The 13,298-nt window shown below is 66.3% G+C and carries 14 protein-coding genes; 1 reads left to right on the forward strand and 13 read right to left on the reverse strand.

Going from position 1 to position 13,298, the window contains the following annotated elements:
* Positions 1-15: 15 nt before the first annotated feature.
* The 13 genes from ACFQGD_RS19140 to ACFQGD_RS19200 all read right to left on the reverse strand — a co-directional run bounded on the left by ACFQGD_RS19140 (position 16) and on the right by ACFQGD_RS19200 (position 12,234).
* Complete coding sequence (locus tag ACFQGD_RS19140) at positions 16-357, reverse strand: RNA polymerase-binding protein RbpA (protein WP_345390047.1); 342 nt, start codon at positions 355-357, stop codon at positions 16-18.
* A gap of 62 nt (positions 358-419) precedes the next feature.
* Complete coding sequence (gene secG / locus ACFQGD_RS19145) at positions 420-650, reverse strand: preprotein translocase subunit SecG (protein ID WP_034276840.1); 231 nt, start codon at positions 648-650, stop codon at positions 420-422.
* A 103-nt stretch (positions 651-753) separates the two neighbouring features.
* On the reverse strand, positions 754-1,557 hold the full coding sequence (gene tpiA, locus ACFQGD_RS19150; protein ID WP_345390040.1) for a triose-phosphate isomerase: 804 nt from the start codon (positions 1,555-1,557) through the stop codon (positions 754-756).
* Positions 1,554-2,765, reverse strand: a complete 1,212-nt coding sequence (locus ACFQGD_RS19155; RefSeq protein ID WP_345390037.1) for a phosphoglycerate kinase — start codon at positions 2,763-2,765, stop codon at positions 1,554-1,556. Before ACFQGD_RS19155 ends, tpiA begins: the two co-directional genes overlap by 4 nt.
* Positions 2,766-2,780: 15 nt before the next feature.
* Positions 2,781-3,797 (reverse strand): type I glyceraldehyde-3-phosphate dehydrogenase, encoded by a 1,017-nt coding sequence (gap, locus tag ACFQGD_RS19160; RefSeq protein ID WP_345390034.1) that lies wholly within the window; start codon positions 3,795-3,797, stop codon positions 2,781-2,783.
* 159 nt (positions 3,798-3,956) lie between these two features.
* The gene (locus ACFQGD_RS19165) at positions 3,957-4,865 is read right to left on the reverse strand and encodes a type II secretion system F family protein (protein ID WP_345390031.1); all 909 of its coding nucleotides are present in this window, start codon (positions 4,863-4,865) and stop codon (positions 3,957-3,959) included.
* Position 4,866: 1 nt separating this feature from the next.
* Complete coding sequence (locus ACFQGD_RS19170) at positions 4,867-6,882, reverse strand: VWA domain-containing protein (protein WP_345390028.1); 2,016 nt, start codon at positions 6,880-6,882, stop codon at positions 4,867-4,869.
* Positions 6,882-8,339, reverse strand: coding sequence for a CpaF family protein (locus ACFQGD_RS19175; protein ID WP_345390025.1), 1,458 nt, complete (start codon positions 8,337-8,339; stop codon positions 6,882-6,884). The genes ACFQGD_RS19170 and ACFQGD_RS19175 overlap by 1 nt, the downstream gene beginning before the upstream one ends.
* 2 nt (positions 8,340-8,341) lie before the next feature.
* Positions 8,342-9,553, reverse strand: a complete 1,212-nt coding sequence (locus ACFQGD_RS19180) for an AAA family ATPase (protein ID WP_345390022.1) — start codon at positions 9,551-9,553, stop codon at positions 8,342-8,344.
* 2 nt (positions 9,554-9,555) lie between these two features.
* Positions 9,556-10,323: a Flp pilus assembly protein CpaB gene (gene cpaB, locus ACFQGD_RS19185; protein WP_345390019.1), complete on the reverse strand. Its 768-nt coding sequence runs from the start codon at positions 10,321-10,323 to the stop codon at positions 9,556-9,558.
* A 30-nt stretch (positions 10,324-10,353) separates the two neighbouring features.
* Positions 10,354-11,535: a pilus assembly protein TadG-related protein gene (locus ACFQGD_RS19190; RefSeq protein ID WP_345390016.1), complete on the reverse strand. Its 1,182-nt coding sequence runs from the start codon at positions 11,533-11,535 to the stop codon at positions 10,354-10,356.
* The gene (locus ACFQGD_RS19195) at positions 11,523-11,930 is read right to left on the reverse strand and encodes a TadE/TadG family type IV pilus assembly protein (RefSeq protein WP_345390013.1); all 408 of its coding nucleotides are present in this window, start codon (positions 11,928-11,930) and stop codon (positions 11,523-11,525) included. The genes ACFQGD_RS19190 and ACFQGD_RS19195 overlap by 13 nt, the downstream gene beginning before the upstream one ends.
* A 112-nt stretch (positions 11,931-12,042) precedes the next feature.
* Positions 12,043-12,234 (reverse strand): Flp family type IVb pilin, encoded by a 192-nt coding sequence (locus tag ACFQGD_RS19200; RefSeq protein ID WP_345390010.1) that lies wholly within the window; start codon positions 12,232-12,234, stop codon positions 12,043-12,045.
* Positions 12,235-12,469: 235 nt separating this feature from the next.
* Between ACFQGD_RS19200 and ACFQGD_RS19205 the strand changes: the two genes are divergently transcribed.
* Complete coding sequence (locus ACFQGD_RS19205; RefSeq protein WP_345390007.1) at positions 12,470-13,192, forward strand: prepilin peptidase; 723 nt, start codon at positions 12,470-12,472, stop codon at positions 13,190-13,192.
* Positions 13,193-13,298: the final 106 nt, after the last annotated feature.

The following is a 13,298-nucleotide window of genomic DNA, read 5'->3' on the forward strand; positions in this document are numbered from 1 at the left end:
CCTCAGCGCGGGGCGTCAGGCGCCCCTGCGCTCCCGTAGCCGCTGCAGCGCCTCCGCCAGGATCGCCTCACCGTCCTCGTCGCTGCGGCGCTCCTTCACGTACGCCAGGTGCGACTTGTACGGCTCGGTCCTGCGGGCCTCCGGCGGGTTCTCCCGCTCCTTACCGGCGGGGAGGCCGCAGTGCTGGCACTCCCATTCGTCCGGGATCTCGGCGTCTACCGCGAACGACGGCGTCGCCTCGTGGCCGTTGGCACAGAAGTACGACACCTTGATCCGGGGCGCGGACTCGCCGCGCTCCGACTCGCCGACCGGCCCGGCTCCGATGCGCGTACCCCGAATGGCATTACCGCCAACCATGGTTCTCACACCCCCTGTGTTTTACATGTGGAAGTAGCCGCTCCGGCGCACCAGCACCGGACTTAGAGCTTCAGTAGCAGTCCGACGCCGATGATGCAGATGATCCACACCAAACCAAGGCCAAGCGTGATCCGGTCCAGGTTCTTCTCGGCAACGCTCGATCCCGCGAGACTGGACTGCGTGCCACCCCCGAACAGCGATGACAGTCCGCCACCCCTGCCCTTGTGCAGCAGGACCGCCACGATCAGCAGTACGCTGGTCACAGCGAGCAAGACCTTCAGGAAGAATTCCATCTCATCCTCATGGTATGGGGGCCGTTGTTCGGCCGCCGTGTTCCGCTGTCTGTGATGCACCAGGCTACCGGGTGACGAGATCGCCACCACAGCACCCCTTGGCTCACGAGCCCGAATTGCCCCACAGGCCGGGGTCGTTGGCCGCGAGCGCGCAGAGCTTGGTGAACTCCTCGGCATCCAGGCTGGCACCACCGACGAGCGCACCATCGATGTTGGGCTGCTTGACCAGGTCGACGATGTTGCTCGACTTCACCGAGCCGCCGTAGAGCACTGGTACCTGTCCGGCGATCTCCTCGCCGTACTTCTCGGTGAGCGCGTTCCGGATGGCGGCACACACCTCCTCGGCGTCAGCCGGCGTGGCGACCTTGCCGGTGCCAATGGCCCACACCGGCTCGTAGGCGATGACGCACTGGCCCACCTGCTCGGCCTTGAGTCCCTTGAGACCGGCGATGAGCTGGCTGCTGGTGTGCTCGATGTGGTCGCCTGCCTCCCGCACGTCGAGCCGCTCACCGACGCAGAGGATCGGCCGGATGTCGTTACGCAGGGCCGCCTTGACCTTCTTGTTCACCAGCTCGTCGGTCTCGCCATGGTGCTCACGGCGCTCCGAGTGACCCACGGTGACGTAGCCGCACCCCAGCTTGGCCAGCATCGGCCCGGACACCTCACCGGTGTACGCGCCGGAGTCGTGCACCGATATGTCCTGCGCGCCGTGGGTGAGCTTGAGCTTGTCGCCGTCGATCAGCGTCTGCACGCTGCGGATGTCGGTGAACGGCGGCAGCACCGCGACGTCCACCTTCGCGTAGTACTTCTCCGGCAGCGTGAACGCGATCTTCTGCACCAGAGCGATGGCCTCGAGGTGGTTGAGGTTCATCTTCCAGTTGCCCGCGATCAGCGGTTTGGTCGTCATGGAGTGTTGCCTCCTGTGCTCAGCACGGTCACGCCGGGTAGGTCCTTGCCTTCGAGGTATTCCAGCGACGCGCCACCGCCGGTGGAGATGTGGGAGAAGCCGTCCTCGGCAAGCCCCAGCGTGCGCACCGCGGCCGCCGAGTCGCCGCCACCGACGACGCTGAACGCGTCGCTGTCGATGATTGCCTGTGCGACGCCCTTGGTGCCCGCCGCGAAGTCCGGTACCTCGAACACGCCCATCGGGCCGTTCCAGAACACCGTCTTCGCGCTGGCCAGTTCCCCGGCGAACCGCCGCACGCTCTCCGGTCCGATGTCGAGGCCCATCCTGTCCGCGGGGATCTCCCCCACCGGCAGCACGTCGGTAACGGTCGGCGCCTTCAAGTCATCAGCCGCGACGACGTCGGTCGGCAGGACCAGCTTGTCGCCAGCCTCAGCCAGCAGCCGCTCGCACGTGCCGATCATGTCCTTCTCCAGCAGCGACCCGCCGACCTGGCCGCCCTGCGCGGCGGCGAAGGTGAAGCACATCCCGCCGCCGACCAGCAGCTTGTCCACCTTTGGCAGCAGCGCCTCGATCACGGCGAGCTTGTCGGACACCTTCGAGCCGCCCAACACGACGACGTACGGCCGGGCTGGGTCGCCAGTCAGCGTGCGCAGGACGTCGACCTCGGACAGCACCAGGTCACCCGCGAACGCGGGTAGGAGCGTCGCGACGTCGTATACCGACGCCTGCTTGCGGTGCACCACGCCGAACCCATCGGAGACGAACGCGCCATGCTGGCCGACCAGCGTGGCGAAGTCCTCCGCGAGCGCGACACGCTCGGCGTCGACCTTGCTGGTCTCGCGCGGGTCGAACCGCACGTTCTCCAGCAGCGCGACCTGCCCGTCGGCCATGTTCGTAACGACAGCCTGGGCGCTCTCGCCGACGACGTCGCCAGCCAGCGTCACCTCGGTGTCCAGCAGCTCACCGAGCCGGGTGGCCACCGGCGCGAGCGAGAACGCCGGGTCCGGCGCACCCTTGGGCCTGCCGAGGTGGGCGGTGACCACCACCCGTGCGCCCGCCTCGGCGAGCGCACGAATGGTGGGCGCGGCGGCGCGGACGCGGCCGTCATCGGTGATGACGCCGCCGTCGAGCGGGACGTTGAGGTCCGAGCGGACCAGCACCGTCCTGCCCGCGACGCCCTGGGCGACCAGGTCAGCGACCGTTTTCATACCTGCCAGCATGGCTCAGGAGAGCTTCGAGCCGACGAGGGCGACGAGGTCGGACAGCCGGTTCGAGTAGCCCCACTCGTTGTCGTACCAGCCGACGACCTTGACCTGGCGGCCGATGACCTTGGTCAGCGGCGCGTCGTAGATGCAGGAGGCCGGATCGGTGACGATGTCCGAGGAGACGATCGGCTCGTCGCTGTAGCGCAGCACACCAGCCAGCGGTCCTTCGGCGGCGGTCTTGAAGGCGGCGTCGACCTCTTCCTCGGTGACGTCCCTCGACAGGGTGGCGGTCAGATCCGTGGTGGAGCCGGTCGGGACGGGAACGCGCAGCGCGTAGCCGTCGAGCTTGCCGTTCAGCTCCGGCAGCACCAGGCCGATCGCCTTGGCGGCGCCGGTGGAGGTCGGCACGATGTTCAGCGCGGCGGCGCGGGCGCGACGCAGGTCCTTGTGCGGTCCGTCCTGCAGGTTCTGGTCAGCGGTGTAGGCGTGGATCGTGGTCATCAGGCCCTGCTCGATGCCGAAGTTGTCGTGCAGCACCTTCGCGAGCGGGGCGAGGCAGTTCGTGGTGCAGGAGGCGTTGGAGATGACCGTCTGGGTGCCGTCGTAGGCGTTGTCGTTGACGCCGAGCACCACGGTCAGGTCCTCGCCCTTCGCGGGCGCGGAGATGATGACCTTCTTGGCGCCAGCCTTGACGTGCTTGGCGGCGTCCTCGGCCTTGGTGAACAGACCGGTGGACTCGACGACGACGTCGACGCCAAGGTCGCCCCACGGCAGCGCGGCCGGGTCCTTCTCGGCGAAGACCTTCACGGTGCGGCCGTCGACGACGATGCCCTCGTCGGTGGCGCTGACCTCGGCATTCAGCCTGCCGAGCACGCTGTCGTACTTGAGCAGGTGGGCGAGAGCACTGTTGTCGACCAGGTCGTTGACCGCGACGATCTCGATGTCAGTGTTTCCCGCCGCCGCTCGGGCTGCTACGGCACGGAAGAAGTTGCGGCCAATACGGCCGAAGCCGTTCACACCTACGCGAACCGTCACTGCTGTTGTCTCCTTGCGTTTCCCCTGGCTGATTCGATCCAGGAACCGGGCTGACTTCGGTTGCCACCCTAGCGGCAACCGCCCATGGTCACGAGAAGGCGTCCGGGGTGTGTGACAGGCCGCACGGCGCCCCAGGTCATGACCGCCGTGGGAAGGAATTCAGCGGAACAGCGTCTCCGAGATCGTGATCGCCCCTGGTCCGATGATGACGACGAAGATCACCGGGAAGATGCATACGATCAGCGGGAAGAGGATCTTGACCGGCACCTTCTGCGCTCGTTCCTCCGCACGTTGCCGACGTCGTAGCCGCAGCTCCCTGGATTGTTCCCGCAACACCGTAGCTATCGAGATGCCCAGCTCGGTCGCCTGCACCAGCGCGGACACGAACGCGCGCAGCTCCGTGACCGTTGTTCGGGCGGTCATGCCGCGCAGCGCCGCGTTGCGGGAGGTGCCAATCTGCATCTCCCTGAGCGCGCGCGAGAACTCCGCGGCGAGCGGACCCTTCGTATTCCGTGCGACCTGTGCGAGCGCGGCGTCGAACCCCAGCCCCGCCTCGACGCAGACCGTCAGCATGTCCAGTGCGTCCGGCAGGGCACAGCGGATTTTCTCCTGACGCTTGATGCCCGCGTTGTAAACCAGCAGATCCGGCAGAAAGAACCCGAACGCGCCACCAAGTGCGGCGCACATGATGAACCAGCCGGCCGAGAAGGACAAGCCATACAACGCACCAAGGCCGGCGAGTCCGAACAGACCGAGCCCCTTGGCGGCGAGCACTCGATCCGGTGTCCACCCGGCCGGGTTACCCGCGAGGTCGAGTTGGTGCTGCAACCTGTCCGCGATCCCGCTGGGTGACAGCCGCTCCGCGACCGAGCGTAACCAGCCGGGCAGCGACTCGAACCTGTCCCGCACCGCCTCCGCCCTGGATGCCTCTCGCGCGGCGTAGGTGTCCTCGATGCTGGCCAACCCTCGCGAGACACCTTCCTGCGCGGGGCGGGTCACGGTGACCACGACGGTGACCACGATGGCCGTGACGATGGCGCCAAGGCCAAGCAGCAACAGCAAGCTCATGTCACACCTCCACCTTGACGAGACGGCTCATCCAGAACGTGCCGACAGCCATCAGCACCACAGAGCCAGCGAGCATCAGCCACCCGACCGCTGTGGTGTAGAGCGGTGCCATGTATTCGGGTTTGGTCGTTACGAAGAACGTCCCAATGACGATGGGCAGCGCGATCAGAATGTAAGCCGACAACCTGCCCTCCGCGCTCAGCGCCCGCACCTGCCTGCGCACCTGCGCCCGCTCTCGCATGGTGGCGACCGTGGTCAGTAGCACCTCGGCGAGGTTGCCCCCCACCTCGCGCTGGATCTGGATCGCCATCACGATCCAGCGCAGATCGTCACTTGCCATCCTGCCCGCGACCCGTTCCAGCGCGGGTTCGAGCTGCGAGCCGATCCTGGTCTCCGCCAGCGCGCGCGAGATCTCGCCAGCCGCGGGCTGGGTCCCGTCACGGACGACGGCGTCTAGGGCCTGCGCCAGTGAGAATCCGGACCGCAGTGATCCGGCGATCAACTGCAATACGTCGGGCAACTGGTCGGCGAAAGCGGCGCGCCGCCTGCTGATCTTGATCCGTACCAGCGCCGATGACACGGCCCACGACACGAGCGCGCCGAGCGGAATGCTGAACAGCAACGGCACACCGAGTAGTGTCAGCAGCGCGATGAGCACCACCCCGGCGCACACGCGCAGCAACGTCCACTCCGCTGGTCTCATCCGAATGCTCGCGAGGTCGAGTCGCTCAGCGAGCCCCGCTTCCCAACCACCAGACCGCAACACTTGTTCGGTGAGCCCGACGGCACTCCGAGCGAACGGGTTCTCGTCCCTGGTCTCCGGTGAGTTGGCTTCCTGATTCTCGCCGTATCGCGCGATCGCCGCCACGACGCGCGACCCGGTGTCCTTGGTGCGACCCATGCTGGTGAACAGCACCAAACCCACGAGCAGCAGCGTAACGAAGCTGATGCCGATGACGACCCATAGCTGCCAGGTCCAGCCCCGCGTGTCCGGCAGCAACGCTTCGTACCACGGCTCGGCCGGGGCGCTGGGCGCAGCTGCACCCGCCAGGCTCACCTGCATACTCGCCTCGAACGCGCCCGCCTCGGAGTCCACCCGCACCCGCAGCAGCGCCGACTCACCCGCGAACGAATCCGGGATCGTCACGGTCACCTGCGCCCGCTCAGTGAAACGGCGCGCTATCGACTGGAAGGCAGCCGACAACTGACCCGCGTCGTCGGCGGTGATCACCTGACCACCGCCAGCCTTGGCCAGGTCACGCACCGTCGAGATGTCTTCGTTCTTGTACTGGAACGCCACGACATCCACGCCGACGCCCTGGTCTTCTAGCGACCCCGATGCCTTCTCGAGCGAAGCCTCGCTGACGGTGTCGATGCCATCGGACAGCACGACGAGCCTGCGCCGCGCCGCCTCTTCGACGCCGTCCAGTGTGGACACACCGAGCTCGACGGCGTCGTGTAGCGCGGTCTCGCCGTCAGCCTTCAGGCCGTCGAGGCCACGTCGGAGCGGCGCGCGATCGGTGGTCGGCCGAGCAACGAGCACCGGCTTGTCCGCGAACGTGATCAGACCAACGAGGAGGTCGTCTGGCACCGAGTCCAGGTAGTGCAGGGCCGCCGTCCTTGCCGCCGTCAGGTTGGTGCCCGCCATCGAGCCGCTGGTGTCGAGCAGCAGCATCGCGGTGCGCGAGGGGGGTTCCTGCGCCGCGCCGGAGCCCCGGTCGGTGCGGTCTCTGTCCTGCGATGAGACCTCGGCGGGCGCTGGGCTGCCATTGAGCGTGACCCGCACGTCGGCATCGGACAGCGAGACCTCGGATGGCAGATCCGACGTCGTCAGGCTGACCTCCGCCCGCCCGGGCGAGACACGTACGTCGTCGATCTGCGCTGACGGCGCCTGTGGCCGTGGCGCTGGTCCTGCCATGCCGCTCGCCACCCCGGCCATGGCGGGACCTGCCGCGAGCAGCGCCACCGCCGCGGCACTCGCCGCGGTGATCTTGAGCAGCGTTCGCCGCGCCGTCATCAGCCTGGCTCCTGGAACTCGAACAGCCCCTGCGGCACTCGCACGCCCTTGTCGAGCAGCTTCTCGAGGAACATGGGACGCAACCCCGCCGAGCGCAGTGTGCCGCGATACCGGCCGTTAGGGTCAACCCCGGCGTGGTAGTCGAACAGGAACAGGTCCTGCAGCGTGACAACCTCGCCTTCCATCCCGACGACCTCAGTGATGTGGGTGATGCGACGGGTGCCGTCTTTGAGCCGGGTTTGGTGCACGATCAGATCGATCGCGGAGGCCATCTGCTCGCGGATCGCTCGCGATGGCAGGTCGACGCCCGCCATCAGCACCATGGTCTCCAGCCTGGCGAGCGAATCGCGGGGCGAGTTGGAGTGCACCGTGGTGATCGAGCCGTCGTGGCCGGTGTTCATCGCCTGCAGCATGTCGAGCGCGGCACCGTCACGGACTTCACCGACGATGATGCGGTCCGGCCGCATCCGCAGCGTGTTGCGGACCAGGTCGCGGATGGCGACCTCTCCCCTGCCCTCGGTGTTGGACGGCCGCGATTCCAGGCGCAGCACGTGTTCCTGCCGCAGTTGCAGCTCGGCGGCGTCCTCCACAGTGACGATGCGCTCGTCAGCTGGCACGAACGACGACAAGACGTTCAGGCTGGTCGTCTTCCCGGACCCGGTGCCGCCACCGATGAGGATGTTGAGCCTGCCACGCACGCATGCCCGCAACAGCTCCGCGACTGGCGCGGTCATGGTGCCGAACGCGATCAAATCGTCCACTGTGAACGGATCAGCGGCGAACTTCCGGATCGTCAGCAGCGAACCGTCCAGCGCGATCGGTGGCACCACGGCATTGACGCGGCTGCCGTCCGGCAGACGCGCGTCCACCATCGGGCTCGCCTCGTCCACGCGGCGGCCAATCCGGGCCACGATCTTGTCGATAGTGCGGCGCAGGTGACTCTCATCGGTGAACACCGCTTCCACCGCGTGTAGCTGCCCGCCGCGCTCCACGTAGACCTGGTCGTAGCCGTTGACCATGATCTCGGAGACCTCCGGGTCCCGCAGATACGGTTCCAGCGGTCCGTGGCCGAGAATGTCGTCGGCGACTTCCTGAGCGACCCTGGCGCGGTCTGCCGCCGTCATCGGTGTCTCGTCGCGTTGCAGCACCGCGCGCAGTGTCTGCGTCACCTTCTCTTCCAGCTCACGCTGATCGAGGTGCGCGTCGTAGAGCTTCGGGCCAAGTGTTTCCAGCAGACCCTCGTGCACACTGCGTTTGACGCCAGCGAACGGGTCGATGTAGCGCGCCTGCCGCCGCGGGACCGACGTGCCATCGGTGTTCGTCGGTGTCGCGGCGGCGGTGCCTACCGTGCCGTTGCCGTTGCCGTTGGTGGCACTATGGCCGTTGTTCGAGGTGGCGCTCGCGCCGTTGTTCGTGGTCGCGGGCTGCCGCTGCGCGAGGCGATCGGACAGGCTCATATTCATCGCCTCCCTTTGCGCAACCGCGCGAACGTGCCCTGTTTGCGCGGCGAGGGAACGCGCGAGTCGTGAGACGTCTCGATCGCTTCGGCGGCGGTCGCCGAGCTCACCGTCACCAAGGACTCCCGCGCGAACCGCGTGATCGCCTGGCTGACCGCGTGCTGCGGCGTCGACGTCCAGATCGGCGTGCCCTTGTTGATCGAGATCGGCACGTCGCGGCTGGACGGGATGTACGCCGCGATGGGAGCGCGCACCACTCGCGCGACGTCCTCAGTGGATAGACCGACCTTGGCGTCAGAGCGGTTCAGCACAACCGAGCGCATCTCCCTCGGGTACGACAGCAGGTCGAGCATGTCGAGGGTGAGGCGTAGGTTTTTCAGCGCGGGCACGTCGGGAGTCGTGAGCAACACGTGGTGCTGCGAGGCATCCATCGCGTTCAGCACGTGCTCGCTGAACTGCGACGGCGTGTCGACAACAACGTAGTCGACGGTCTTGCGCAGCGCGTCGAGCAGTTCGGTGACCAGCGCGGCAGGGATCTTCTCCGCCTCGCCAGGCGTCACTGGCGCCATCAGCACGGACAGTCCGTCACGATACGGCGTGAGCAGCGACGTCGCCCCGGTCTCATCCATCCGCCCAACCATCGACAGTGCGTTGGTAAGTGTCCGATTCGGATCGAGTTGCAGGTTGATAGCGACGTCCCCGAACGCGAGGTCGAGGTCGACGAGGCACACCGACCGGGCGCCACCGTCAGCCAGCGCGAGCGCGAGGTTGACCGCGAGGGTTGTCTTACCGCACCCGCCCTTGGCGGAGAAGACCGTGACGACCTGTCCCTTGCCTGCTTCAGCTTCGGCATGCGGAACCGGCGCGCTTCGAGACAACGCACGGGAACGTTCACAGGCCTGGGCCAGCTCGGCGAACTCCCCTGCGGTGACAACCTCCCGGACGCCCGAGCGCAACGCCCTGGTTAGCAGGTCTACGTCGACGTGTTCCCGCAACAGCACCACGCCGAGCGCTGGCCGCCGCAACCGTTGCCCCGCCGCGAACGCGAGTGCGGCCTCCGTCTCGATGTCGGGACCGATCACCACGAGTGTCTCGCTGGAATCCGCGGTGAGCAGCTGTTCCACGTCGGCGAGAGTGTCGGCGGCGCGGACGCGACCACCGATGCTCGCGGCGAGTTCGGGTGAGCGCCCGACCGCTTGCCACAAGATCGACATGATCAGGCTCCCTTGTTGAAGAGGTTCCGGTTGTCGACGCCCCTACCGGGCTTGACCTTGGAGTCGTCGTTCACCTGGGCGAGCGAGACGGTGCCGGTGTTGAGCGCGTGGATCAGCTTCTCGGCTTCCTGCTGCGACACCGCGACGGTGACCAGGTACTTGCCGAAGCCGCTCGCGGAACGCTCCTCGTCCCGTGACTTCTCAGCGACGACGTCGATCACCTCGACCTTGGGCAACAACAGCCGCGTCGCGTGGTTGTTGCCCTTTTTGAACATCAGCTTTTCGCCGGAGGGGATGAACCCGGGGCCAGCGCCCTGCTCAACCGTGAAGGTGTCGAACACCGCCACATGCAGGCCGGATGTCAGCTGCTCGTCGCCCTGACTGCCAGCCTCGACCGGAATGGTGACGGCCAGCTTGCCCTTGGGCAACGCGATCGATTCCTGGACAGATCGATCCACCAACACGGATCGGGTGAGTAGTTGCCCCGGTGCTAGCGGCGCCGAGGTCACCAACTCCTCGATGTCGGCGTCGATTGAGCCGAGCACATCGGAGGGCACCGACTCGGCGGGCATGTTCTCGGCGCGTAGCAGCGCCTTGGCGTCCTCCGCCGAGGTGCCTGCCGGAATCGACTCCTCCGCGACGAGTACGGGGACGGGTTCCTTGCCTTCGATGGCCCGTGCGTCGGCGTTGTTGACGTAGATCAGCACGGCCGTCGTGCCGACCACGGCAAGCAACACCGCGACGATGATGGCGACGATGCGACGGTTCATGGTTCCTCTTTCGTGGTAACGACTGGCTGATCAGCCGGTGAGAACGACGATGTCCACGCCTCTGTCAGGACCACCGATCGTTCCGGTGGACGGCATGGTGGTGTCGACGAAGAAGCCGTTGATGCACTTCTCCGGGCCGTGGCAGTCATTGAGCGGGTTGGCCCAGTCCGACTCCTTGAAGCCGGGAAGGTGGTAGCCGGTGACGATGAACGCCGCGAAGCCGTCGAACGTGTACGTCCCGTTGGTTCCTGTTCCGGACACCTCTGAGTAGAGCGGAATGAATACCGGCGTGTGCTCCGTCCACGCTTTGTGAAGCAAGTCTTTGCACGACTTGCTCGCCGGCGCACCGGTATCGGACGAGTAGGTCCCGCCATCGATGAAGACCGAACAGGTGGAGTCGGGATCATCGACCCAGCCGAACTGTCCCGGACCGTCGACAGCTTTCGGGTCCTGACAACTCCCGTCATCGCCGGCCGTGCTGCTGTCCTCATGTGGGTCATGCAGCCGCAACACTCGGTCAAATGGTGCGTAGAAGAATGGCTGACTAGACGGGTCTGGATCCAGCGGGTAAGGAGCGTAAACGGTTCCGTCCGCGGTCGCTTGCTTCCACTCGCAGGTTGAAATCGTGACAGCGATGGTGTTCGCGGTCTCTGGTGGTCCCCACTGTGCGCGGGCGCAGGCCCTGACTTTCTTACCGTCGTAGTCCTCGTTGCCAAGTATGGTGCGCGCGAATACTGGTGGAAGCAGGCTTGCGCCGTCACTGGTAAGCGTCGCGGTGTGCACGTCGACGTACTCCACGCCGGACGGCGGTGCCGACGGGCAATCGGTGATGGCTCCGCTCGATCCAGGACAGGGAGGAAGCAAGCCCAGGTCGTCACTCCCACACACCGGAAAGGTGAAGTCGCCGTCGAGCGCGGAGACGCCGTCGTCCGTGCTGTTCTCGTCGGCGTAGCGTTTGGCGGTGTTCTCGGCACCGAGCAACGTCGAGCATTCAACGTCCTGGCTCGCGCAAGCCTGCGCCACCGCGAGCGCGCCCGCATCGGCGCCGTTCTGCAGATAGGCACGCTCGCCGTAGATCTGGCCGACGTCGATGACCAGCGCCGCGAAGCCGAACAGCACCCCAGCCGAGACCAAGACTCCGACCAGCACACCAACGGCGCCCCTGTCGTTAGCTGGCCCTCTGTGATGCGGCACCCGCATCAGCCTTCGCATGGCATGACTCCCTCAGACGTCAACGTGATGGGATCGCCGTAGCTGTTACCCCCGAACATGGCGCCGATCGCACCGACCGGCGTGGCGAACTCAAAGGTGTAGGTGACGGTGACGACGGCGTCGTCGTTGTCAGGGCAAGACGACGAGATGGAGACTCCCGGAACCGGACTAAGCCCGGTTGCCGCTGCCTGCGTGCGATTCACGACGTCGTCCTGGTCAAGCGCTTCGAGACGCGCGCCTTCTCGGGCAGCCTGAGTGAGGGTGACCTGCGCATTCAACGCGCGCCCGAAGTCGATGATGCCGAACACGAGCAGCAGCAATACCGGCAGCACAATGGCGAACTCGACCGCAGCCGCGCCGCGATCGTCGCGACTGTGGCTGTGCCCGAGCCTCATGATCTGTCTCCTTCAGTTGCCCACACGAGCGGCGTGAGAACGCATGAGTCCCCACGTGCGAGAGCGGATGCGGTGGGGCGGCCGTCACGACCGCCTCACCGCTCTGGCCGCGTCAGGGAAGTTCGGTGACCACCGTGTTGAAAGCGGTGTTGATCTTGCCGCCGAGGGTGACAACGATGGCGACGATGACAGCCGCGATGGCGGCGACCATGAGGCCGTATTCGACGGCGGTCGCGCCCTTCTCACGGTCCTTGTCGAACGGCTTCGCGAGGAAGCTCTGCAGCAACGTGAAGTAGTACAGCATCGGAGTTCTCCCTGGTGGATGCGGTTGCACCGGTGGCCCCACCGGCGTGGCGGCCCTGTGCCGCCTGCACAGGCGAGAGTGCTCCTAACTGGACATCCGCATAATCGGTCAAACAGACAGGAATCGCTTTCCAAACGGATGACATGTCATCCGTTTGACCGACAAAGCGCATCAATCGGACAGAGTTGCGTCGCAGTCGTTCCTTCTCGCCTCCTCGCCGCATACCGTCGGGCGCATGAACGCGACCTGGGCAGCGGCAGGGGTACTGCTGGGTGTCCTGCTCGCCCCGGTCCTACGCGGCCTCGTGATCCGGCACGCTGTGCCATCCGGCGAGCCACTACGCGACACATGTCCTGGATGCCAGCAGCGATTACCCAGATGGCGAGGCTTCCGCTGGCTTAGCACGCGCTGCCCGTCATGCCGAGCCTCGCTCACCACTCCCCTGCTACTCGAACTAGCTACCGCGGTTGTGCTCGCGCTCGTGCTCGGCCGGTTCGCGGGCCAATGGGACGCGGCGGCGTTCGCGTTCCTCAGCGTGCTCGGCGTCGCGCTAGCCGCCATAGACGCGCGGGTGCAGCGACTCCCCGACCGTCTCACGCTGCCTTCCTACCCAGCCGCGATAGCGCTCTTCACCGTCGCCGCGGTCGCGAATGCCGACATGGCCGCACTGGGACGCGCCCTACTCGGCGGCCTCGCACTCGCGGCATCGTTCTACCTACTCGCCTGCCTGCGACCCGGCGAGCTCGGCCTCGGCGACGTCAAGCTCGCCGGACTGCTCGGCATGGCATTCGGCTGGCTTGGCTGGCCGGTTCTCGCGTTGGGAACCGCGGCCGGTTTCGTGTTGTTCGGCCTGACGAGCATCGGCTTGCTCATCACCCGCCGCGTCACACTGTCCAGTCAGCTCGCGTTCGGCCCATTTCTGCTGGTCGGGGCACTCCTCTCGGTAGTCGCGCTGTAACCGCGATGGCCGCGTCAACCCCCAAATGCGCACCAATACGACTTTCGTTGTGACTCAGATCGATTACGACATGTAGCGCGAACGACTTAACCATCGATAACCCCGT

The organism is Haloechinothrix salitolerans (assembly GCF_042662605.1).
GTDB lineage: Bacteria > Actinomycetota > Actinomycetes > Mycobacteriales > Pseudonocardiaceae > Haloechinothrix_A > Haloechinothrix_A salitolerans.

Coding starts and splice junctions, on each gene's coding strand:
- secG (WP_034276840.1), bottom strand. CDS start 650: ATGGAATTCTTCCTGAAGGTCTTGCTCGCTGTGACCAGCGTACTGCTG.
- ACFQGD_RS19190 (WP_345390016.1), bottom strand. CDS start 11,535: ATGCGAAGGCTGATGCGGGTGCCGCATCACAGAGGGCCAGCTAACGAC.
- ACFQGD_RS19140 (WP_345390047.1), bottom strand. CDS start 357: ATGGTTGGCGGTAATGCCATTCGGGGTACGCGCATCGGAGCCGGGCCG.
- ACFQGD_RS19155 (WP_345390037.1), bottom strand. CDS start 2,765: ATGAAAACGGTCGCTGACCTGGTCGCCCAGGGCGTCGCGGGCAGGACG.
- tpiA (WP_345390040.1), bottom strand. CDS start 1,557: ATGACGACCAAACCGCTGATCGCGGGCAACTGGAAGATGAACCTCAAC.
- ACFQGD_RS19170 (WP_345390028.1), bottom strand. CDS start 6,882: ATGACGGCGCGGCGAACGCTGCTCAAGATCACCGCGGCGAGTGCCGCG.
- ACFQGD_RS19200 (WP_345390010.1), bottom strand. CDS start 12,234: ATGCTGTACTACTTCACGTTGCTGCAGAGCTTCCTCGCGAAGCCGTTC.
- ACFQGD_RS19180 (WP_345390022.1), bottom strand. CDS start 9,553: ATGTCGATCTTGTGGCAAGCGGTCGGGCGCTCACCCGAACTCGCCGCG.
- ACFQGD_RS19205 (WP_345390007.1), top strand. CDS start 12,470: ATGAACGCGACCTGGGCAGCGGCAGGGGTACTGCTGGGTGTCCTGCTC.
- cpaB (WP_345390019.1), bottom strand. CDS start 10,323: ATGAACCGTCGCATCGTCGCCATCATCGTCGCGGTGTTGCTTGCCGTG.
- ACFQGD_RS19165 (WP_345390031.1), bottom strand. CDS start 4,865: ATGAGCTTGCTGTTGCTGCTTGGCCTTGGCGCCATCGTCACGGCCATC.
- ACFQGD_RS19175 (WP_345390025.1), bottom strand. CDS start 8,339: ATGAGCCTGTCCGATCGCCTCGCGCAGCGGCAGCCCGCGACCACGAAC.
- ACFQGD_RS19195 (WP_345390013.1), bottom strand. CDS start 11,930: ATGAGGCTCGGGCACAGCCACAGTCGCGACGATCGCGGCGCGGCTGCG.